This is a genomic window from Streptomyces sp. NPDC101490 (assembly GCF_044767145.1).
GTDB lineage: Bacteria > Actinomycetota > Actinomycetes > Streptomycetales > Streptomycetaceae > Streptomyces.
The window spans coordinates 309,481-328,816 of the sequence record NZ_JBIWNI010000002.1 but is presented as its reverse complement, the minus strand read 5'-3'; the positions used below and the strand labels follow the sequence as shown (position 1 = coordinate 328,816).

At 70.5% G+C, this 19,336-nt stretch carries 18 protein-coding genes; 7 read left to right on the top strand and 11 right to left on the bottom strand.

What is annotated here, in order from left to right; translation table 11 throughout:
- The first annotated feature begins 314 nt into the window (after window positions 1-314).
- A complete protein-coding gene (locus ACIRQY_RS05295; protein ID WP_351787841.1) occupies window positions 315-1,223 on the top strand; it encodes a YihY/virulence factor BrkB family protein in 909 nt (302 codons plus the stop codon).
- Here the strand turns inward: ACIRQY_RS05295 and ACIRQY_RS05290 are convergent.
- Window positions 1,147-2,412, bottom strand: a complete 1,266-nt coding sequence (locus ACIRQY_RS05290) for a D-alanyl-D-alanine carboxypeptidase family protein (RefSeq protein ID WP_403922552.1) — start codon at window positions 2,410-2,412, stop codon at window positions 1,147-1,149. The genes ACIRQY_RS05295 and ACIRQY_RS05290 overlap by 77 nt on opposite strands.
- Before the next feature lie 238 nt (window positions 2,413-2,650).
- On the opposite strand from ACIRQY_RS05290, the gene ACIRQY_RS05285 reads away from it, so the two are divergent.
- Complete coding sequence (locus ACIRQY_RS05285; protein WP_403922551.1) at window positions 2,651-4,393, top strand: recombinase family protein; 1,743 nt, start codon at window positions 2,651-2,653, stop codon at window positions 4,391-4,393.
- 146 nt (window positions 4,394-4,539) lie between these two features.
- On the opposite strand, the gene ACIRQY_RS05280 is transcribed toward ACIRQY_RS05285, so the two are convergent.
- Window positions 4,540-4,776 (bottom strand): SCO4848 family membrane protein, encoded by a 237-nt coding sequence (locus tag ACIRQY_RS05280; protein WP_403922550.1) that lies wholly within the window; start codon window positions 4,774-4,776, stop codon window positions 4,540-4,542.
- Window positions 4,777-4,843: 67 nt separating this feature from the next.
- Between ACIRQY_RS05280 and ACIRQY_RS05275 the strand changes: the two genes are divergently transcribed.
- From ACIRQY_RS05275 to ACIRQY_RS05265, 3 genes are all read left to right on the top strand, one after another.
- Complete coding sequence (locus ACIRQY_RS05275; RefSeq protein ID WP_403922549.1) at window positions 4,844-5,059, top strand: SCO4848 family membrane protein; 216 nt, start codon at window positions 4,844-4,846, stop codon at window positions 5,057-5,059.
- 39 nt (window positions 5,060-5,098) lie between these two features.
- Window positions 5,099-6,472 carry a metallophosphoesterase gene (locus ACIRQY_RS05270; protein WP_403922548.1) on the top strand — a complete coding sequence of 458 codons (1,374 nt, stop codon included), beginning with the start codon at window positions 5,099-5,101 and terminating at the stop codon, window positions 6,470-6,472.
- Window positions 6,473-6,663: 191 nt separating this feature from the next.
- Window positions 6,664-8,217 (top strand): ABC transporter substrate-binding protein, encoded by a 1,554-nt coding sequence (locus tag ACIRQY_RS05265; protein WP_403922547.1) that lies wholly within the window; start codon window positions 6,664-6,666, stop codon window positions 8,215-8,217.
- Between the two features lie 397 nt (window positions 8,218-8,614).
- Here the strand turns inward: ACIRQY_RS05265 and ACIRQY_RS05260 are convergent, their stop codons facing one another.
- The 3 genes from ACIRQY_RS05260 to ACIRQY_RS05250 form a co-directional block, all read right to left on the bottom strand.
- The gene (locus ACIRQY_RS05260; RefSeq protein WP_403922546.1) at window positions 8,615-9,760 is read right to left on the bottom strand and encodes a hypothetical protein; all 1,146 of its coding nucleotides are present in this window, start codon (window positions 9,758-9,760) and stop codon (window positions 8,615-8,617) included.
- Window positions 9,761-10,129: 369 nt separating this feature from the next.
- The gene (locus tag ACIRQY_RS05255) at window positions 10,130-10,876 is read right to left on the bottom strand and encodes a TetR family transcriptional regulator (protein ID WP_351787857.1); all 747 of its coding nucleotides are present in this window, start codon (window positions 10,874-10,876) and stop codon (window positions 10,130-10,132) included.
- A 146-nt stretch (window positions 10,877-11,022) separates the two neighbouring features.
- On the bottom strand, window positions 11,023-11,787 hold the full coding sequence (locus tag ACIRQY_RS05250; protein ID WP_403922545.1) for an SDR family oxidoreductase: 765 nt from the start codon (window positions 11,785-11,787) through the stop codon (window positions 11,023-11,025).
- Window positions 11,788-12,018: 231 nt separating this feature from the next.
- Here ACIRQY_RS05250 and ACIRQY_RS05245 point away from each other — a divergent pair, with 231 nt between their 5' ends.
- Complete coding sequence (locus ACIRQY_RS05245; protein WP_403922544.1) at window positions 12,019-12,552, top strand: MarR family winged helix-turn-helix transcriptional regulator; 534 nt, start codon at window positions 12,019-12,021, stop codon at window positions 12,550-12,552.
- 149 nt (window positions 12,553-12,701) lie between these two features.
- Here the strand turns inward: ACIRQY_RS05245 and ACIRQY_RS05240 are convergent, their stop codons facing one another.
- The 6 genes from ACIRQY_RS05240 to ACIRQY_RS05215 form a co-directional block, all read right to left on the bottom strand.
- Entirely contained in the window at window positions 12,702-13,196 is a 495-nt protein-coding gene (locus ACIRQY_RS05240; protein WP_351787863.1) for a hypothetical protein, read from the bottom strand.
- A gap of 125 nt (window positions 13,197-13,321) precedes the next feature.
- Window positions 13,322-14,080 carry a succinate dehydrogenase iron-sulfur subunit gene (locus tag ACIRQY_RS05235; protein ID WP_403922543.1) on the bottom strand — a complete coding sequence of 253 codons (759 nt, stop codon included), beginning with the start codon at window positions 14,078-14,080 and terminating at the stop codon, window positions 13,322-13,324.
- Window positions 14,080-15,834 carry a succinate dehydrogenase flavoprotein subunit gene (sdhA, locus tag ACIRQY_RS05230; protein ID WP_403922542.1) on the bottom strand — a complete coding sequence of 585 codons (1,755 nt, stop codon included), beginning with the start codon at window positions 15,832-15,834 and terminating at the stop codon, window positions 14,080-14,082. Before sdhA ends, ACIRQY_RS05235 begins: the two co-directional genes overlap by 1 nt.
- Window positions 15,835-15,858: 24 nt before the next feature.
- Window positions 15,859-16,338 (bottom strand): succinate dehydrogenase hydrophobic membrane anchor subunit, encoded by a 480-nt coding sequence (locus ACIRQY_RS05225; RefSeq protein WP_351787872.1) that lies wholly within the window; start codon window positions 16,336-16,338, stop codon window positions 15,859-15,861.
- 8 nt (window positions 16,339-16,346) lie between these two features.
- Window positions 16,347-16,727: a succinate dehydrogenase, cytochrome b556 subunit gene (sdhC, locus tag ACIRQY_RS05220; protein WP_351787875.1), complete on the bottom strand. Its 381-nt coding sequence runs from the start codon at window positions 16,725-16,727 to the stop codon at window positions 16,347-16,349.
- Window positions 16,728-16,919: 192 nt separating this feature from the next.
- Window positions 16,920-17,543 (bottom strand): 2-oxo-4-hydroxy-4-carboxy-5-ureidoimidazoline decarboxylase, encoded by a 624-nt coding sequence (locus ACIRQY_RS05215; protein WP_351787878.1) that lies wholly within the window; start codon window positions 17,541-17,543, stop codon window positions 16,920-16,922.
- 140 nt (window positions 17,544-17,683) lie between these two features.
- Here ACIRQY_RS05215 and ACIRQY_RS05210 point away from each other — a divergent pair, with 140 nt between their 5' ends.
- Window positions 17,684-19,309: a glycoside hydrolase family 20 protein gene (locus tag ACIRQY_RS05210; protein WP_403922541.1), complete on the top strand. Its 1,626-nt coding sequence runs from the start codon at window positions 17,684-17,686 to the stop codon at window positions 19,307-19,309.
- The last annotated feature ends 27 nt before the right edge of the window (window positions 19,310-19,336 follow it).

Here is a 19,336-nt window from a genome sequence, read left to right as displayed (position 1 = left end):
GTCTGTCGGTTATGCCGGTATTGATGGGCGGTTCGTCGAAATGGGTGATGAGAGGAGAGTCGGCTGAGCACACCGGCCGTCACCCTGGCACTGGCCCCTGCCCTGCCCGGCCCCTGCCCCTGCCCTGCCCGGCCCCGTTCCGGTCCGGACCGGGCGGCGCCGCGCGGGACGCGCCGTGACGGAAGCCGTACGGGATGCCGCTGTTCGGAATGTCGCCGTTCGGAATGTCGCTCGTGGGCCGGTGCGTCCCGGCGGGAGATCCTGGAGCGGCCCCGCCAGGAGTGGGCGCGGACCGGGGGGAGAGGGATGAGGACATGGACTGGCTGACCAAACTCCCCGTCGTCGGACCGTGGGTCGCCCGCTTCCTGCGGACCCACGCCTGGCGCTCGTACGAGACGCTCGACGGGGCGCACTGGAGCAGGCTCGCCGCGGCGATCACCTTCCTCTCCTTCCTCGCCCTGTTCCCGCTCATCACGGTCGCCGCCGCGATCGGCGCCGCGCTCCTGTCGAAGGACCGGCTCGACCGGATCGAACAGAAGCTCACGGACCAGGTCCCCGGCATCTCCGACCAGCTCGACATCGGCGGTCTGGTCGACAACGCGGGCACCGTCGGACTCGTCGCGGGCGCGGTCCTGCTGGTCACCGGCATCAGCTGGATCGGCTCCATGCGGGAGTGCCTGCGCGCGGTGTGGGGCCTCGACGCCGTCGAGGGCAACCCCTTCCTGCTGAAGGCCAAGGACGGGCTGATCCTCATCGGACTCGGCGGCGTCGCCCTCGCCTCGCTCGCCGCGTCCTGGCTCGGCTCCACCGCCGTCGGCTGGACCGCCGACCGGATCGGGATCTCCGGCGGGGGCGCGGGCGGGGTCGCCCTCCAGGCGGCGGCGGTACTGGTCGGGGTCGTCGCCGACTTCCTGATCCTGCTGTACGTGCTGACGCTGCTGCCCGGGGTGCACCCGCCCCGCCGCGCCCTGGTGCAGGCGGCGCTGATGGGGGCGGTCGGGTTCGAACTGCTGAAACTGCTGCTCGGCGGCTATATGAAGGGCGTCGCGGCGAAGTCGATGTACGGGGCGTTCGGCGTGCCGGTCGCCCTGCTGCTGTGGATCAACCTCACCGCGAAGCTCCTGCTGTTCTGCGCGGCGTGGACGGCTACGGATTCACGTCGGGGTCCCGCCGCGCCCGGCGACGACGCCCCGTCGTCCCGGCCAGCGGCCAGCGGCGGTTGACGAGGAAGACACCACCGGCGAGGAGGACGAGGACACCGCCCGCGACACCGAGCGCGATCCCCATGCCGCCCGAGCGCTCCGCCGCCGCCGCGTGGACGGTCCCCTCGGGCGCGTTCTTTCCGGCGGCGGGCGCGGCGGGCTCGTCGGGGGCGGTGGTCCCGGTACGGGCGGACCTCGGCGGCACCAGTTCGCCGACCGGGGTCACCTTGCCGGAGGCGGCGAAGCCCCAGTCGAGGAGCCGGGCGGCCTCCCGGTACACCGCGTGCTGCTCCTTGGAGGAAGGGTTCATGACGGTGACGAGCAGGACCCGGCCGTTGCGCTCGGCGACACCGGTGAAGGTGGCGCCCGCGTGGGTGGTGTTGCCGTTCTTGACCCCGGCGATCCCCTGGTAGGGCGCGACGCTCAGGTCCCCGGTGAGCAGCCGGTTGGTGTTCTGGATCTCGAAGCTCTCGCGCTTCTTGCCCGGCTTCTGCTCGCCGGGGAAGGCGGCGCGGGGAGTGGCCGCGTACTCGCGGAAGTCCGCCTTCTGCATCCCGCTGCGGGCGATGAGTGTCAGGTCGTACGCGGAGGAGACCTGGCCCGGGGCGTCGTAGCCGTCCGGGGAGACCACGTGCGTGTCGAGCGCTTGGAGCTCGGCCGCGTGGTCGTTCATCTCCTTCACGGTCTGCCGCACACCGCCGTTCATGCCGGTGAGGACGTGGACGGCGTCGTTGCCGGAGCGCAGGAAGACACCGAGCCACAGGTCGTGGACGCTGTAGGTCTGCTTCTCCTTGATGCCGACCAGGCTGGAGCCCGCGCCCAGGCCGGTCAGGTCCTCGGTGGTGACCACGTGCTTCTGCGTCTTGGGGAACTTGGGCAGGACGGTGTCCGCGAAGAGCATCTTCAGGGTGGACGCGGGGGCGAGCGGCCAGTGCGCGTTGTGCGAGGCGAGGATGTCGCCGTTCTCCGCGTCGGCGACGACCCATGAGCGCCCGGACAGCTCCTTGGGCAGCACGGGCGCGCCGGGACCCAGCCTCACCTGCGTCCCGGGGACGCCGAGCAGGGCGCCGCCGAGGGAGGACATCGCGGCGGGGGGCTTGGGCTGCTTGTCCTTGGCGTCCTTCGGCTCCGCGTGCGCGGGCACGGCGGTGACGAGGGGGAGGAGCAGAGCGGCGGCGACCGCCCAAACGGTCTTCTTCGATGCGGACACGGTCGTGAACGTACAGGTACGCGCGAACGATCCGAACCCCGGCTGGCGGTTCGCCCGCCCCCGTCCACCCGGACGCGGCCCGCCGGAGGCCCCCCGCGATACTGGCACCATGAAGCTCAGCCGCCGCGTCTCCTGGTTCCTGCTCGCGTTCGGCGTGTGGAGCTGGTTCATTTGGACAACTTCCTAGATGTAGCTAACCGGTAGAGCTTGGATGACAGAAAAGAGCAGGTGAAAGGCCTTGGCCCCCTTCGTTTCCCCTGTAGGCGCCGAGCACTTGGACACGGTGCGGGCGGCCGTCTATGCCCGGCAGTCCAAGGCACGTCCCGACTCGTCCGAGGCATCGCCGGAGGCGCAGGTGGCGGCCGGCGATGCGCTGGCGGCGGCCAGGGGGTGGGAGGTTGTTCACACGTTCAAAGACGTCGGTCGGTCCGGTTGGGATCCACATGCCGTGCGTCCGGCTTTCGAAGACCTCATGTCCGCCGTGCGCGCGGGCGAGGTGGACGTGGTGGTGGTCAACGAGCTGTCCCGGCTGACTCGCCAGGGCGCACACGACGCCCTGGAGATCGACAACGAGTTCAAGAAGTACGGAGTCCGATTCGTCTCCGTCCTCGAACCCTTCCTCGACACCTCGAATGCGATCGGGGTCGCGATCTTCGGGCTCCTCGCAGCCCTCGCGAAACAGGACAGTGACATCAGGGCGGAGCGCCTGCGCGGGGCCAAGGACGAGATCAGGGCGGTCGGCGGCCGGCACTCCAGCTCGGCCCCCTACGGCATGCGGGCCGTGCGCGAGAAGATCGGCAAGCTCGTCGTATCCGTCCTCGAACCGGACGAGGACAACCCGGATCACGTGGCGATCGTCGAACGCATGGTGGAGATGTCGTTCGCCGGAGTCTCCGACAACAGAATCGCGACGACGCTGGATTCAGAAGACGTACCCGCGCCGGGCGAAGCCGAGCGACGCGCCACGGAAAGGCGCATGCAGTCGATCAAGAAGCGACGTGTGTCGGGGGAGGACGGCCCCATCCTGTGGCGAGCGCAGACAGTGCGCTGGATCCTCTCCCACCCGGCCGTCGGAGGCTTCGCCAGCGAACGGGTCAAGCGGGGCAAGGCGCACGTGAACGTGATCGCCCGGAACGAGGCCGGGGTACCCCTGACGCCCCACCGGGGAGTAGTCGCGGGGACCAGATGGCTGGAGCTCCAGGAGCAGCGAAGCAGGCGCAACAAGACCAACAGGCAGCCCGGCGGAGAGGCCACCCCCACACTCCTGAGCGGGTGGCGCTTCACCACCTGCGGAATCTGCACGGGGTCCATGGGACAGACCAAGAACAACGGTGGACAGGACTACTACATGTGCGCCAACCCCAAGGGCCACGGCGGTTTGAGCATCAAGCGCAAAGACGCCGACGACTACGTGGCCCGGCGCGTCTGGGCGCGTCTTGCCGCCGCAGACGCCGACGACCATGAGGACAGGCAATGGCTGGCGGAGGCGGCCCTCCGATTCGCGCTCCGGCGCGACCCGTCCGGAGTCCAGGAGGAGCGGCGAGAGACGGCGGCGCACCTTGAGCACGTCCAAAACTCCATCGCCGAACTCCAGGCCGACCGCAAGGCGGGGCTCTACCGGGGTCGGGACGAGCTGGTCATGTGGCGCGCGACGATGACGCAGTACCGGACCTTCGAGGACCAGTGCACATCCAAGCTGGACGAACTGGACGAGAAGACCACCGCGGCGATTCAGGTTCCGTCGGAATGGTTCGAGCCGGGCGAGGACCCCTTGGCCTCCGGTTCCCCCTGGGCAGTGTGGGACGTCTTCAAGCGCCGTGAGTTCCTTGACCTCTTCCTCGTCGGTGTCTCCGTCGGCCCCGGCAGGAACCCTGAGACCCGGAAGTACATCGCTGTCGAGGATCGGGTGACGCTCCACTGGAGGAGCCTTGCCACGAGTGAGGACATCGAGAACGGCGAAGAAGCACTGTCCGCGCTCTGATTCCTCCGCGCAGGCCCCGGTGGTTCGCCCACTCCGCCTCCCTGCCGACGCGGGGACGGCGGACGAACCTGCGGATCTTCCGGGATGTCGTTCGCGACGATCAGCAGCCCGTCTGCGCGCTGCCCACCCAGTGCCCGGACGCGGTTCTACTTCGCAGCCGCCCGGACACCCCGGAAACCGATCACGCCGACGGCCGTCCCTAGGATGAACGACGTGACAGCGAGCGCGAGATGGACCCACAGGTATGCCGTCGGGTCGCCCGCGTCGTCGAAGGCAAGCCCGCTGGCGTCCTTGAAAAGGTTCTTCGCGAAGGTCACCCAGATCACCCAAGACCAGACGCCGAACGCGAGCAGGAACCAGGAGACACGGCGGCTGAGCTTCATGGGGAGTCCTTCGGGATGGGTGAGACGTTCCCTGCCAGTATCGAACCGTTGCCTCCAGACCCCGCAGGTGGGGCTCTGTACGCTAGTGGTTAGTGGCGTATGGATCATTTTCGTCAAGAACCCATGGAGTGACGGGAGTGGTCTCGCCTTCGACGACGCGGGCGATCCGACCGCCTACTTCTGGGTTCATCTGCTGCTCGCCGTCACGTCCTTTGTCCTGGGGACGGTGATCGGGGTGCTCGGGTTGCGCGGGGTGCGCGCCGCGCGCCGCGAGAACGGCTGACACACCGCGCGAGCGGTGAGATAGAGGGGGTTACGGGGCGTGGGCGTCTTCCTGCTGGTCCTGATCGTGGTGGTCGCGCTGCTCGCGGCGGTCCACCGGTACGTGTGGCAGCGCCTGGTGCGCGACGTCACGAAGCCCGGCGGGCTGCCGCGCCGCCTGGGCACCGCCGCCCTTGTGGTGCTCCCGCTGCTGTTCGTCGCGGCCATGGCGAGCTCCCGGCTCGGGGCGCCGTTCCCGCTCCAGCAGGCCGTCGCCTGGCCGGGCTACCTGTGGCCCGCGCTGCTCCTGTACGTGACGCTCGCCCTGCTCGTCGGCGAGGCCGTCCGCCCCGCCCTGCGCGGCTGGCTGGCCCGCCGGGACGCCCGGACGGCCGGACCGTCCCCGGCACCCGTACCGGAGCCCCTGCCCGCCTCCGTCCCGGAGCCCGTCCCCGCGTCCGTACCGGGGGCCGCGTCCGCGCCGGAGCCGCCGTCCGCCGCTCCCGCCGCACCGGAGAAGCCCGCCTCCGCCGTACCGGATGAGCCCGGCCCCGCCGGGCCGGCTTCCGCGCCCGCCGGGGAGAAGCCGCCGGTCGCACCCGCCGAGGTGTCCCGGCGGCTCTTCGTCTCCCGGGTCGTCGGCGGGACCGCCGCCGCCGTCGCGGCCGGGACCGTGGGATACGGCACGTACGGCGTGCTGCGCGGCCCCCGGATCAAGCGGGTCACCGTCCCGCTCGCCAAGGTGCCGCGCGCCGCCCACGGCTACCGGATCGCCGTCGTCTCCGACGTCCACCTCGGGCCGATCCTGGGCCGCGCCCACACCCAGCGCATCGTGGACGCCGTCAACTCCGCCCAGCCCGATCTGATCGCCGTCGTCGGCGACCTCGTCGACGGGACGGTCGCGGATCTGGGGTCCGCCGCCGAACCGCTCGCCCGGCTCCGCGCCCGCCACGGCTCCTTCTTCGTCACCGGCAACCACGAGTACTTCTCCGGCGCCGACGCCTGGGTGGACCACGTCCGCGAGCTGGGCCTGCGCCCGCTGCGCAACGAACGGCTGGAGATCCCCGCCGGGTTCGACCTGGCGGGCGTCGACGACATCGCCGGGGAGAGCCAGGGGCAGGGCCCGGACTTCGCGAAGGCGCTCGGCGACCGCGACCGGGCCCGCGCCGCCGTGCTCCTGGCGCACCAGCCGGTCGTCGTCCACGACGCCGTGCGCCACGGGGTGGACCTCCAGCTCTCCGGCCACACCCACGGCGGCCAGCTCTGGCCCGGCAACCTCATCGCCGGACTGGCCAATCCGACGCTGGCCGGGCTCGAACGCTACGGCGACACGCAGCTGTACGTGTCCCGGGGCGCCGGGGCCTGGGGGCCGCCGGTCCGGGTCGGTGCGCCCTCGGACATCACGATCGTCCAACTCGCCTCGAAGCAGGCCTAATCGGGGCAGGGTCACTCCCCGCACAGAGACCGATACGTGCTGCTCATCGACTTAAATTCGCATTTCCCGGACATATACCTGTGGTGTGAATGTTCTCACTTTGAGATGTGAAAACGGTGTGATGGGATGACTGCATCGCGACGTTCCGGGGGCCGTCGCAGCTGGGGTGGACGAATAAAGGAAGCACGGCAATGCGGTCGACGGTCCGTCTGCGGATCCTCATCACTTGTGGAGTACTGGTGGCCGCCGGAGTGGGGGGCTGGCAACTCCTGCCCTCCGACGGCGGCAGCACCGAACCGATCAGCGTCGGCACGACCGACGAGGTCACTTCACTGGACCCGGCCGGCGCGTACGACGCCGGTTCCTGGGCCATGTACAGCAACGTTTTCCAGTCTCTGATGACGTTCAAGCCGGGTTTCACCACGCCGGTCCCGGACGCGGCGGAGAGCTGCAAGTTCGTGGGCAACAAGCTCACGACCTACCAGTGCACGCTCCGTGACGACCTCTCGTTCTCCAGTGGACGCAAGATCACCGTCGAGGACGTCAAGTACTCCTTCGAGCGGATGCTGCGGATCAAGACGGACGTCGGTCCGCAGCCGCTCTTCCCGACGCTGAAGACGGTCACGACCGAGGGCCGTACCGTCACCTTCCACCTGAGCGGCCGGGACGCCACGTTCCCGCTGAAGGTGGCGACGGGCGCCGGTTCGATCGTCGACAAGGACAAGTACCCGGCGACCAAGCTGCGTACGGACACCTCGGTCGACGGCTCGGGCCCGTACGTCCTCAAGGAGTACAAGGAGGGCGAGTCCGCGCTCCTGGAGCCCAACCCGAAGTACAAGGGCGCCGTCACCAAGACCGGCGGCCCGGTGCTGGTGAAGTACTACGTCCAGTCCGAGGGCCTCGCCGACGCCTGGAAGGCGAAGGACGTCGAGGTGACGCACCGGCAGCTCCCGCCGGACTTCCTGTCCTCGCTCGACACCCAGGACGGCACCCGCGTCACCGAGGCGGAGAGCGCGGAGATCCGCAACATCAACTTCAACGTCGAGCCCGGCAGGCCGATGGCCGACAAGGCCGTGCGGCAGGCCGTCGCCGCCGTCCTGGACCGCCCGGCGATCACCACGGGCGCGTACAAGGGCACCGTGGAGCCGCTGTACTCGCTCATCCCGCAGGGCTTCGTCGGACACAGCACCGCGTTCTACGACGTCTACCCGGAGCCGAGCGGCAGGACGGCGAAGAAGATCCTGAAGAACGCCGGGATCCAGACCCCGGTGAAGTTCACCTTCGGCTTCCGCAAGGACGCCACCTACGCCGCCGAGACCGCCGAGATCAAGCGGCAGCTGGAGGAGACCGGTCTCTTCCAGGTGAAGACCGTCGAGGCGAAGTGGACCGACTTCCAGAAGGCGTACGCGAACGGCGCCTACGACGTCTACACCGTCGGCTGGCTCCCCGACTTCCCGGACTCCGACAGCTTCACCGCGCCGCTCGTCGGCACCGAGAACACCCTGCACAACGGGTTCTCCAGCAAGCGCATCGACAGCCTGATCTCCTCGACGCAGCAGTACAGCGACCGTGCGCGGGCGACCGCCGACTTCAAGGCGATCCAGAGCGAGGTCGCGTCCGACGTGCCGCTGGTGCCGCTGTGGCAGAAGAAGGACTACGTCCTCTCCACGGACTCGGTCGCCGGTTCGCAGTACCTGACCGACGGCACCGGCATCTGGCGCCTCTGGGAACTCAGCTGGATCTAGGGCCTGTCTGACAATTCCCGCCTGCCGCGCGACGCCATGCACGCACTCTCGCCGCACCGGCCCCAGACCCACGTACATCCAGTACGCGGGCCTGGGGCAGGCACGCCGAGAGCACGCACCTGACGCCGCGCGGCCGCCCTGCGGGCGACGCCGCGAATTGTCAGACAGGCCCTAGCGGATCCCGGCCGTGCCCTCCGTGTCCCGCCGCTCCGGTGGGACACGGAGGACGGCCCCGCCGTACGGACGGGCGGCCCGGTCACCTCGTGGACCGGGCCGCCCGTCCGCGCGTGACGCCCCGGATACGTGATCCCGGGTACGTGACCCGGTACGTGACGACCCGGGGCGCTCGTGACGTCCTCCCGGGTCACTCACGCACCCGGGGCGCTCGTGGTGCCGCTCAGACGGTGCCCTCGCCGATGCCGGTCTCCTCGAAGGGGCCGCCGGGGACCATGCCGCCGAAGAGGCCGCCGATGAGTTCCTCGACGTCGAGCGCGCTCGCTCCGGCCGGGGCGACCGGGGTGACGCCGGTGCTGGTCCTGAGGCTGAGCCCGAACTTCTTGACCTTCGCGTTCTCGGTGAGCGCGGCGAGGTCGACGTACACCTCGGTCAGCGCGCCGTTCTTGAGCGTGAAGTCGGCCTTCGCCTTGACGTCGGGGACGTCCTTGAGGTCCTTCTCGGTGGGCAGTTCCATGCCCGCGGGCAGGTCCTTGGCCAGCGGACGGATCCCGGCGAAGAGTTCCTTGAGCAGGGTGCGGGCGGGGGCGGTGGCGGTGATGCGCTCGGCGCCGTCCGCGCCCCCGGCGGTGGTGAACTCGACCTCACGGGCGATGACCTCGCGCACGGAGTCCAGCAGCTTCTTCTGCGTACCGGCGTCCAGGGTCGGCGCGGCCGACGGTGCGGCCGACGGCGCCGCGCCGGGCTCCTGGGCGAACTCCCGCCCCGCCTTCTCCAGCTCGTCGGTACGGAACTTCACCCACTGGCCTTCGAGGACCTTCTTCAGGCCCGCGGCCTCCGGGGGCAGTTCGTCGGCGGGCGGCAGCGGAGTGCCCACGACCTGGGTGAAGGCCTTGACGTCGGCGCGGAGATAGGTGAAGCCGTCGACGGCGCGGTACTCGAAGAGGTCGCCCGAGGGGGTGCTGACCTTCATGGAGGTGCCGGTGAGGTCCTTCTCGTCGGACTCGGCGATCGGCTTCTTCGACTCGACGGTGACGCTGATCTTCGCACCGCTGATCAGCTTCGCGACCTCGTCGGGGATCTCCTCGCCGGGCTCGGGCTTCGTGCCCGCGTCGAGCTGCTTGAGCGTCGCGACGTCGGCGTCCAGGTCCAACTCGAAGGAGAGGGACTTCTCCTTGCCCAGCTTCTCGAACGCCCGGTCGAGCTTCTGTCCGGCGGACACCTGCTCGGCCGTGCCGCAGGCGGCGGTACCCGCCAGGACCGCGCCGACGACTGCGGTGGCGGTGAGGGTCTTGCGTATGGCGGTGATGATGAACTCCTCGTGGACACGGCCACGGTGTGCGCGCGGCCGGTGCTGACAGTCGGTCACAACGACGCCGGACGGTGATCCGCCCGGTACGGCTCTCCGGCGGCCCGGACGGACACGCCGTGCCCGAGCCCCTGACGCGGACGGGCCGACGGGCCCGGTCCCGGGGGCGGGGCGCCGGAAGCCCCGGCGAGGTGAGCTCCGGTCGGGGCGGCGAGGCCGCCCTGCCCGAACTCTTTCACGAAGGGGAGTGCCGGGGCACTGCGAATAATCGGCAACGAACCGCCCCGAATCTTGCCGGGCCCGGCTTCCGGCCCGCAGGGGCGCGGGGGAACGGGAGCGAGGGGGAGCGGGGGAGAGGGGAGCGCCCGCCCCGGCCTCCGTGAACGGCCCAGGGACGGCTCCGGGACGGCTCCAGAACGGCTCCGGACGCTACGGAGCCTTCGGGCGGTCCCGCTTCGCGGCGGGCCTGCCCGAGGCCGCCATTCCGGCGGCCGTGGGCATGAAGTCGGAGAGCAGGTCGTGGGTCTCCTTGACCAGGGGGCGCAGCACCCGGAAGCGGGAGAGCGCGATCGCGCGGGCGGTGACCGGAGCGAGCCGCTCCACCAGACGGCGGCTGTTGGCGGCGCCCTCGGACCGGTCGTACACCCAGAAGAGCACCAGGCCCATGTGCTGGAGCCAGAGCAACCGGGGGAGGGCTTCGGCGAGTTCGGGGTCGACCTTCACGGAGGCGCCGGAGATGACCCGCCGGTGCACCTCGATCGCCGCCTCGCGGGGCCCCTCGGACTCCGGGGAGAAGGGGCTGAGCGGGCTGTCCGGGTCGGCGGCGTTCTTGAAGAACTGGGAGGCGAACTCGTGGTACGGCCCGGCGATGTCGAGCCAGCCGAGGTAGACGCCCCGGATGCGGGCCGTGAGGTCCTTCTCGCCGCCCGTCAGGAGCGGTTCGACGGCCGCCTGGTGCTCCTCGGCGATCAGGTCGTAGAACCCCTGGACGAGGTGCTCCTTGGAGGAGAAGTAGTAGTAGGCGTTCCCCACGGAGACCCCGGCCTCCTGGGAGATGGCCCGCATCGTCGTCCGGTCGTACCCGCGTTCCTTGAACAGCCGGAGCGCCGTCTCCAGGATGAGCGTCCGGGTCTGCTCGCTCTTGGGGGCCTTCTTGGCTTCCTTCTCGTCCTTCACGCGCCCGAGCCTAGCCGGGCGGCCCGGTCGCTCCGCAGCGCCCGTCGCGGCAGGGGCCGTCGGCCCGCGGGGCCCTGCTCCGGCCGCCGCTTCGCGGCTCCCGCCCGGGGCGGGCACCGGCCCGCCCCGGGACTCGTCCGGCCGGTTCAGAGGGCGGTTCCTCCCGTGGCGTCGACGTACTGCCCGGTGATCCAGCGCGCGTCGTCGGAGACGAGGAAGCCGACCACGTCCGCGATGTCGGCCGGGGTGCCGATCCGGTTGAAGACCGAGAGCGCCGCGAGGGCGGCGCTCGCCTCCGGAGTCGCCCTGCGCCGGGCGTTCATGTCCGTCGCGACATAGCCGGGGGCCACGGCGTTGACGGTGATCCCCTGCGGTCCCAGCTCCTTGGCCAGGGCGAGGGTCATCGTGTCGATGGCCCCCTTGGTCATGGCGTAGGTGAGGGAGTCGGGGAAGGCGTGCTTCGTCGCCGCCGAGGAGATGTTGACGATCCGGCCGCCGTCACGGATCCGGCCCAGGCTGCCCTGGACGAGGAAGAGCGGCGCCTTCACGTTGACCGTGACGAGCCGGTCGAAGACCTCGGGGGTGAGCTGGTGCAGCCGGCCGGAACCGCTCGTCGCCGCGTTGTTGACGAGGATGTCGAACCCGGGCCCCTGCCCGTGCTCCGCGAGGCCCGCGTCCAGGGCGGTGTAGAACGTGTCGACGGCGTCCGGTGCTTCGAGGTCCGCGCGGAACGCGAAGGCGCGGCCGCCCCGTTCCCTGATGAGCCCCAGCGTCACCATGGCGGCCTTCTCGTTGCTGCCGTAGTGGACGGCGACCAGGGCCCCGTCCCCGGCCAGCCGCTCGGCGATGGCTCTTCCGATGCCGCGGCTCGCCCCGGTGACGATCGCGGTCCTGCCGGCCAGTGGGGACATGTCGGTGGTGCCTGCCTTCTGTTCGGTGGATGCTCCTGGACGCCCGGGCGGACGGGTCGGCCGATGGTGCCGGCCTCTCGTCGCCCGGCGGGGCCACCGCCCCGCGGCTGCATGATTCCACGCGCGCCGACGGGCCCGGCGGGCACGTCCGCGCCGCCTCGTCCGCGTCCGGACCACTCCACCCCACCCTACGAAAAGCGGACACAACGGTGCACGGCGTACGATCGGCGCATGGAGCCGACGGAAGCGACCGAGCCCCCGGGCGGGCGGCGCGACTGGACCGACGGGTACGTGGACCGCTGGCGGGGGGTCCTGCCGGACCTGGACCCCGTCGTCGAGGGGGCCGTCACCCGGATGAAGAAGCTCTCCGTCCATCTGCGCCGGGTTAGGGAACAGGCCCTGGTCGACTTCGGTCTGGAGCGGTACGAGTTCGACACCCTGCACCGGATCGCGGGGCACGGCGGCAGCGCCGCCCCCTCCGAGCTGGCCGACGACCTCGATCTGGCCCCCGCCTCCGTCGCCGCCCGCCTCGACGCCCTGGAGGAGCGCGGTCTCGTCCGCCGGGTCCGCGCCGCCGCCGAGCGGCGCCGGGTCGTCGTCGAGCTGACCGAGGCCGGGCGGGAGACCTGGCGCGGTGCGACCGGTGTCCTCGGCCAGGAGGAGGCCCGGCTGCTCGGGGTCCTCGCCCCCGGCGACCGCGCCCTCCTCAACGACCTGCTCCGGCGCGTCATGATCGGGGCGGAGTCCCCGGAAGGCCCCCGCTGACCCCGACCCCGCTGACCCCGACCCCACCCCTACGGGCCCGGGAACGCTCCCCCATGGGCCCGGGAACGGCTCCCCCACGGGCTCGGGGACGGCTCCCCCACGGGCTCGGGAACGCTCCCCCACGGGCTCGGGGACGGCTCCCTACGGGATCAGATGCTCAGGGACCGGGCGTAGTTGAGCTGCCCCATCACCCAGGGGAAGGTGTCCGGGCCGCGCGCCGGGATCATCGTCGAGTGGTGGCGCCCGCCGCTGGTCACGGTGATCTGGACGAAGCCGGTCGTGTGCTTCTCCTTCATCAGCAGGAAGAGCAGGCCGAGCAGGCAGAAGACGAAGAAGACGACCGCGAGGACGACCGCCACCGTCGGCATCTTCTCCTCGGTCCGCGACATGTCCATGGCGTTCCACACCGCGCCCTTGAGGGGCATCGGCCCGGCGGGCGTGATGATCTGGTCGCCGACGACGGTGATGTCGCCCAGGCTCAGCAGTGGCGCCCCGCCCATCGGGTACGGCGCGGGCACCGGCACCCCGCCGTGCGGGTGCGGCGGGTACGGGGGCGTCTGCGGGTGTCCCTGGCCCGGCGTTCCCGCCTGCTGGCCCGGACCCCACTCGTAGCCCTCCGGCTTGTAAGGGTTCGGCTCGCTCATCAGTCCCCGTCCTCCGTGCGTCCCGTACGGAGAGCCCCTACGGGCCCGTAGGGGAGCCCGTACGGAAAAAGCCCGCTCCCGCACGCCGCAGCGTACAGAAGCGGGCCGTCCGGCCGAAGACCCGGTCAGAAGCGACGCGTGATCAGCGCGCGCTTCACTTCCTGGATGGCCTTGGTGACCTCGATGCCACGGGGGCAGGCGTCCGTGCAGTTGAACGTGGTGCGGCAGCGCCACACGCCGTCCTTGTCGTTCAGGATCTCCAGGCGCTGCTCGCCGGCCTCGTCGCGCGAGTCGAAGATGAACCGGTGCGCGTTCACGATCGCGGCGGGGCCGAAGTACTGCCCGTCGTTCCAGAAGACCGGGCAGGACGAGGTGCACGCGGCGCACAGGATGCACTTGGTGGTGTCGTCGAAGCGCTCGCGGTCCTCGGCGGTCTGCAGGCGCTCACGCGTCGGCTCGTTGCCCGTGGTGACCAGGAACGGCATGACGTCCCGGTACGCCTGGAAGAACGGCTCCATGTCCACGACGAGGTCCTTGAGGACCGTCAGGCCCTTGATGGCCTCGACCGTGATGGGCTTCTCGGGGTTGATGTCCTTGATCAGCGTCTTGCAGGCGAGCCTGTTCTTGCCGTTGATCCGCATCGCGTCCGAACCGCAGATGCCGTGAGCGCACGAGCGGCGGTAGGTCAGCGTGCCGTCGATGTCCCACTTGATCTTGTTGAGGGCGTCGAGGACGCGCTCCTTCGGATCGATCTCGATCGGGAAGTCTTCCCAGACCGACGCGTCCGACACCTCGGGGTTGAAGCGCCGGATGCGCATCGTGACCGTGATGTAGGGGGAAGCGGCGGACTCCGCCTCGACCTTGTCCAGTACGGGGGTAGCCATCAGTACTTACGCTCCATCGGCTGGTAGCGGGTCTGGACGACCGGCTTGTAGTCGAGGCGGACGGTCTCGGAGCCGTCCTCGCCGACCTCGCGGTACGCCATGGTGTGGCGCATGAAGTTGACGTCGTCGCGGGTCGGGTAGTCCTCGCGGTAGTGACCACCGCGGGACTCCTTGCGCGCCAGCGCCGAGACGGCCATGACCTCGGCCAGTTCGAGCAGGTTGCCCAGCTCGATGGCTTCCAGCAGGTCCGTGTTGAAGCGCTTGCCCTTGTCCTGGATGGACACGTTCTCGTAGCGCTCGCGCAGCTCGGCGATCTTCTCGACGGCCGTCTTGATGGTCTGCTCCGTACGGAACACCATCACGTTGGCGTCCATGGTCTCCTGGAGCTCACGGCGGATGTCCGCGACCCGCTCGTGACCCGTGGAGTTGCGCAGCTTCTCGATCGTCGAGACGACGAGCGACTCCGGGTTCTCCGGCAGCTCGACGAATTCGGCCCTGGTGGAGTACTCGGCGGCGGCGATGCCGGAGCGCTTGCCGAAGACGTTGATGTCGAGCAGCGAGTTGGTACCGAGGCGGTTGGCGCCGTGCACCGACACGCAGGCGACCTCGCCGGCGGCGTACAGACCGGGGACGACCGTCGTGTTGTCGCTGAGGACCTCACCCGAGACGTTCGTCGGGATGCCGCCCATGGCGTAGTGCGCGGTGGGCTGGATCGGGATCGGGTCCGTGTACGGCTCGATGCCGAGGTACGTACGGGCGAACTCGGTGATGTCCGGGAGCTTGGCGTCGAGCTGCTCCGGCGGAAGGTGCGTCAGGTCCAGGTAGACGTGGTCGCCCTCGGGACCGCAGCCGCGGCCCTCGCGGATCTCCGTGTAGATGGAGCGGGAGACGACGTCACGGGACGCGAGGTCCTTCATGACCGGCGCGTACTTCTCCATGAAGCGCTCGCCGTCCTTGTTGCGGAGGATGCCGCCCTCACCGCGGGCGCCCTCCGTGAGAAGGATGCCCATGCGCCAGATGCCCGTCGGGTGGAACTGGAAGAACTCCATGTCCTCCAGGGGCAGCCCGCGGCGGTAGCACGCGGCCTGGCCGTCACCGGTCAGGGTGTGGGCGTTGGACGTCACCTTGAAGAACTTGCCGGTGCCGCCGGAGGCGTAGATGACGGCCTTGGCCTGGAAGACGTGGATCTCGCCGGTGGCCAGCTCGTAGGCGACGACGCCCGCGGAGTGCTTCACACCGTCGACCTCGACGATGAGCTGGTCCAGGACGTAGAACTCGTTGAAGAACTCCACGCCCTCCTTGACGCAGTTCTGGTACAGCGTCTGGAGGATCATGTGGCCGGTGCGGTCCGCGGCGTAGCAGGACCGGCGGACCGGGGCCTCGCCGTGGCTGCGGGTGTGACCGCCGAAGCGGCGCTGGTCGATGGTGCCGTTCGGGGTGCGGTTGAACGGCAGGCCCATCTTCTCCAGGTCGAGGACGGCGTCGATGGCCTCCTTCGCCAGGATCTCGGCGGCGTCCTGGTCGACCAGGTAGTCACCGCCCTTGACCGTGTCGAAGGTGTGCCACTCCCAGTTGTCCTCCTCCACGTTCGCCAGCGCGGCGGCCATGCCGCCCTGCGCGGCGCCCGTGTGGGACCGGGTGGGGTAGAGCTTCGTCAGGACGGCGGTGCGGCTGCGCTTCGTCGACTCGATGGCGGCGCGCATGCCCGCGCCACCGGCGCCGACGATGACGGTGTCGTACTTGTGGATCTTCATGGCGTGGTTACCTCAGCCCCGTGCCTAGCGGATGTTCGGGTCGAAGGTGAAGATCACCAGCGTGCCCAGAAGGATGGTGAACACCGTGGCGGTGTACAGCAGGCCCTTGAGCCACAGGCGCGTGTTGGCCCGCTCCGCGTAGTCGTTGATGACGGTGCGGAGGCCGTTGGCGCCGTGCAGCATGGCCAGCCAGAGCATCAGCAGGTCCCAGATCTGCCAGAACGGGGACGCCCAGCGGCCGGCCACGAAGGCGAAACCGATCTTGGAGACACCGCCGTCCAGGAAGAGCTGGATCAGCAGGTGGCCGAGGACCAGGACGACGAGGACGACGCCCGAGAGGCGCATGAAGAGCCACGCGACCATCTCGAAGTTGCCGCGGGTCGCGCGGGGGGTCTTGCCGGTGCGCTTGCGGGGGGCCTCGATGTACGGCGCGGGGTTGTCCACGCTGTAGTGGGGACCGCCCTCGACGGGCCCGATCGCGGCTGAGGTGGTGTCAGCGGACATGTCTGGCGTCAGCTCCCGAACAGTTCACGTACGGCGTGGCCGAGGACGGGGTACAGGGAGCCCGCCATCAGCACGACCCAGATGCCCACGACGGTCCAGAGCATCTGCTTCTGGTAGCGCGGGCCCTTGGACCAGAAGTCCACGGCGATGACACGGAGACCGTTCAGCGCGTGGAAGAGGATGGCTGCGACGAGACCGTACTCGAGGAGAGCGACGATCGGCGTCTTGTAGGTCGCGACGACCTCGTCGTACGCCTCGGGGGAGACGCGGACGAGAGCGGTGTCCAGCACGTGTACGAACAGGAAGAAGAAGATGAGGACGCCGGTGACTCGATGAGCCACCCAGGACCACATTCCTTCCCGGCCGCGGTACAGCGTTCCAGCCGGCACGGAAAAACCCTCCGGGAGCGGGGATCGGGGCCGGCCGGCTTCTCTGTCGGTCTGGCCCGGCCGGGTACGGTCCACCGGCCCCGGTCATCGTAGCGACGACTTGTCGGTTCGCTCGCGCGGGGTCCGTATGTGTGATCAAACAGGCACGGACGGACTACCGCGAGGGCCCGAATCGCCGCTTTGCGGAGGGATTCACCGTACGGAGTGCCGGTGGCCGGACTCCCCGGCGAGGCGGAAGGCCAGCCGGGCGCGGGCGAGCCCGCGCAGTTCGTCGGCCGAGACGACCCGTTCCTCCTCCGGTTCGTTGCCGAGACGTGACCGGATGCCCGCGAGGACCCGGTCCAGGCGCTCCCCCGGACCCACCCCGGCGAGACTGATCACGAACGCGTGCCCGAACCTGCTCTCGTACGCGGCGTGGGCGGCCCGCAGCGCGGTCCGGGCCGCGAGCGGGGCGTCCGGGTGGGGCGGGACCGGGGACTCGGCGGCCAGGGCCTCGTCCAGATCCGCCCGGGACAGGTCGTACCCGGCCTCCTCGGCGGCGGCGAGCAGGGCGTCCCGGGTGGGGTACGGGCGGTGTGCGCTCACCCTTTCGGCCCAGCGGCGGCTGTGGCAGCAGGAGAGGAGCAGGGCGACCGCCTCGGCGGCCGGGGCGGAGTTGAAACGGGCCAGGCCGTACGGGGAGGATCCGCCGTGCTGGACGGGCAGGGCGGGGCGGTCAGGCGTGTCCGTGGAGCCCGCGTTCCGGCAGGGGGCATGGGTGTCGCTGGTCAGCGTGGGCTCCGGTAATCCGGGACGGGTGGGGTGGAGGTGACTCAACGTTATCGACGGGACGGGGGAGGTGTCCGACGAATGCGCGAATTTCACTCGGAAGGGAGAGTTTCGGGACAGGTGATGGACGTTCGGATTCCGGTCCGTCCCCCGATTGGCCCGACCGCCCCCCGTACGGGAGGATTCCGATGATGCGGTACTCCATACGAGGGCCCCACCGGGGCCCCGCGTTCCTGGCGGCCACGGTGACGCTGGTCACCGTGACGGCCTGCTCGAACGGCTCCCCGTCCGGGACCCCGTCCACCCCCGTCGCCGCCTCCTCCGGCCCCGGCGCCACCGCGCCCACCGGTGCGAGCCCCACGCCGACCCCCACCCCGACCCGGACGTATCCGCTCTCCACCGCCCCCCGCACCGTGCCCGCCGTCCGCGCGCACGAGCCCGCCAGGGGGCCCGGCTGGCGTCCCGCCCCCACCACCGGGGTCGTCCTCGCCGCGAACTCCGGGGGCCTGGCCGACGAGGGGAAGCTGATCGCCGGGGAACTCGGCATCCCCTACCGGGGCGCCGTCGCCCCCGGACCGGGTGACGTGGAGCTGGCCCTCGGCGCGGGCGGCGCCCCCGAGTCGTACACCCTCACCGTCCGCGACGGACGGGTCCGGATCAGCGGGCCCGACGAGGCGGGCGTCTTCTACGGCACCCGCACCCTCAAACAGTCCGTCCGCGCCACCGGCGCCGTGCCCGAGGGCACCGTCACCGACCGGCCCGCGAAACCGCAGCGCGGACTCAACCTCGACACCGCCCGCAAGCACTTCACGGCCGGCTGGATCGAGGACCGCATCCGGGAGATGGGCGACCTCAAGCTCAACCAGCTCGGGCTGCACTTCTCCGACGACCAGGGCTTCCGCATCGAGTCGGACAGCCACCCCGAGATCGTCTCCGCCCAGCACCTCACCAAGGCCGAGGTCCGCCGCATCCTGGCGCTCGCCGCCGAGCGGCACGTCACCGTCGTCCCCGAGATCGACTCCCCGGGACACCTCGGCGCCGTCATCGACGCCCACCCCGGGCTCCAGCTCCGCTCCGCGACCGGCCGCGCCCCGCGCGGGGCCGTGGACATCTCGGACCCGGAAGCGGCGCGGATCGTCGACGACCTGCTGCGCGAGTACACCCAGCTGTTCCCGGGGGCGTACTGGCACCTCGGCGCCGACGAGTACGTCGCCCTCATGGCGAAGGACCCCGAGGCCAGCTATCCGCAGCTGGCCCGCGCGGCCCGCGCCCGCTACGGTCCGGACGCCCGCGTGCAGGACCTGGCCACCGGCTGGCTCAACGACCGGGCCGCCGTGGTCCGCCCCACAGGCAAGACCCTCAAGGCGTGGAACGACGGCTTCTTCGCGGGCGGGGTCACCGGCGCCGCCCCGGACATCGAGGCCGAGTACTGGACGGGCAAGGAGTACGGGGCCCGCGACCCCGTCGCCTATCTGAGCGCGGGCCGGAAGGTCGTCAACCTCAACGACGAGTACCTCTACTACGTCCTCGGCCAGCCCAACGACTTCACCTACCCCACCGGCCGCCGCATCTACGAGCAGTGGACCCCGCTCGTGCTCCGGGGCACCTCACCCGTCCCCGCCTCCTACGACCCCCAGATCCTCGGCGCCCGCTTCGCCGTCTGGTGCGACCTGTCCGGCGCCCAGACCCCGGCGCAGGTCGCGGACGGCATCCGGCTGCCCCTGACGGCGCTCGCGCAGAAGGTCTGGGACCCGGCGCGGCCGGACATGACGTGGGACCAGTTCCGGGCCCTCGCGGCGAAGGTGCGCGGCTGACCTGCGGATCCTTCGCGGACGCGGTGG

Excerpts from the sequence above, each read along its gene's own strand:
- ACIRQY_RS05295 (WP_351787841.1), top strand. The coding sequence starts at position 315 with ATGGACTGGCTGACCAAACTCCCCGTCGTCGGACCGTGGGTCGCCCGC.
- ACIRQY_RS05280 (WP_403922550.1), bottom strand. The coding sequence starts at position 4,776 with ATGAAGCTCAGCCGCCGTGTCTCCTGGTTCCTGCTCGCGTTCGGCGTC.
- ACIRQY_RS05265 (WP_403922547.1), top strand. The coding sequence starts at position 6,664 with ATGCGGTCGACGGTCCGTCTGCGGATCCTCATCACTTGTGGAGTACTG.
- ACIRQY_RS05250 (WP_403922545.1), bottom strand. The coding sequence starts at position 11,787 with ATGTCCCCACTGGCCGGCAGGACCGCGATCGTCACCGGGGCGAGCCGC.
- ACIRQY_RS05245 (WP_403922544.1), top strand. The coding sequence starts at position 12,019 with ATGGAGCCGACGGAAGCGACCGAGCCCCCGGGCGGGCGGCGCGACTGG.
- ACIRQY_RS05240 (WP_351787863.1), bottom strand. The coding sequence starts at position 13,196 with ATGAGCGAGCCGAACCCTTACAAGCCGGAGGGCTACGAGTGGGGTCCG.
- ACIRQY_RS05235 (WP_403922543.1), bottom strand. The coding sequence starts at position 14,080 with ATGGCTACCCCCGTACTGGACAAGGTCGAGGCGGAGTCCGCCGCTTCC.
- sdhA (WP_403922542.1), bottom strand. The coding sequence starts at position 15,834 with ATGAAGATCCACAAGTACGACACCGTCATCGTCGGCGCCGGTGGCGCG.
- ACIRQY_RS05225 (WP_351787872.1), bottom strand. The coding sequence starts at position 16,338 with ATGTCCGCTGACACCACCTCAGCCGCGATCGGGCCCGTCGAGGGCGGT.
- ACIRQY_RS05210 (WP_403922541.1), top strand. The coding sequence starts at position 17,684 with ATGATGCGGTACTCCATACGAGGGCCCCACCGGGGCCCCGCGTTCCTG.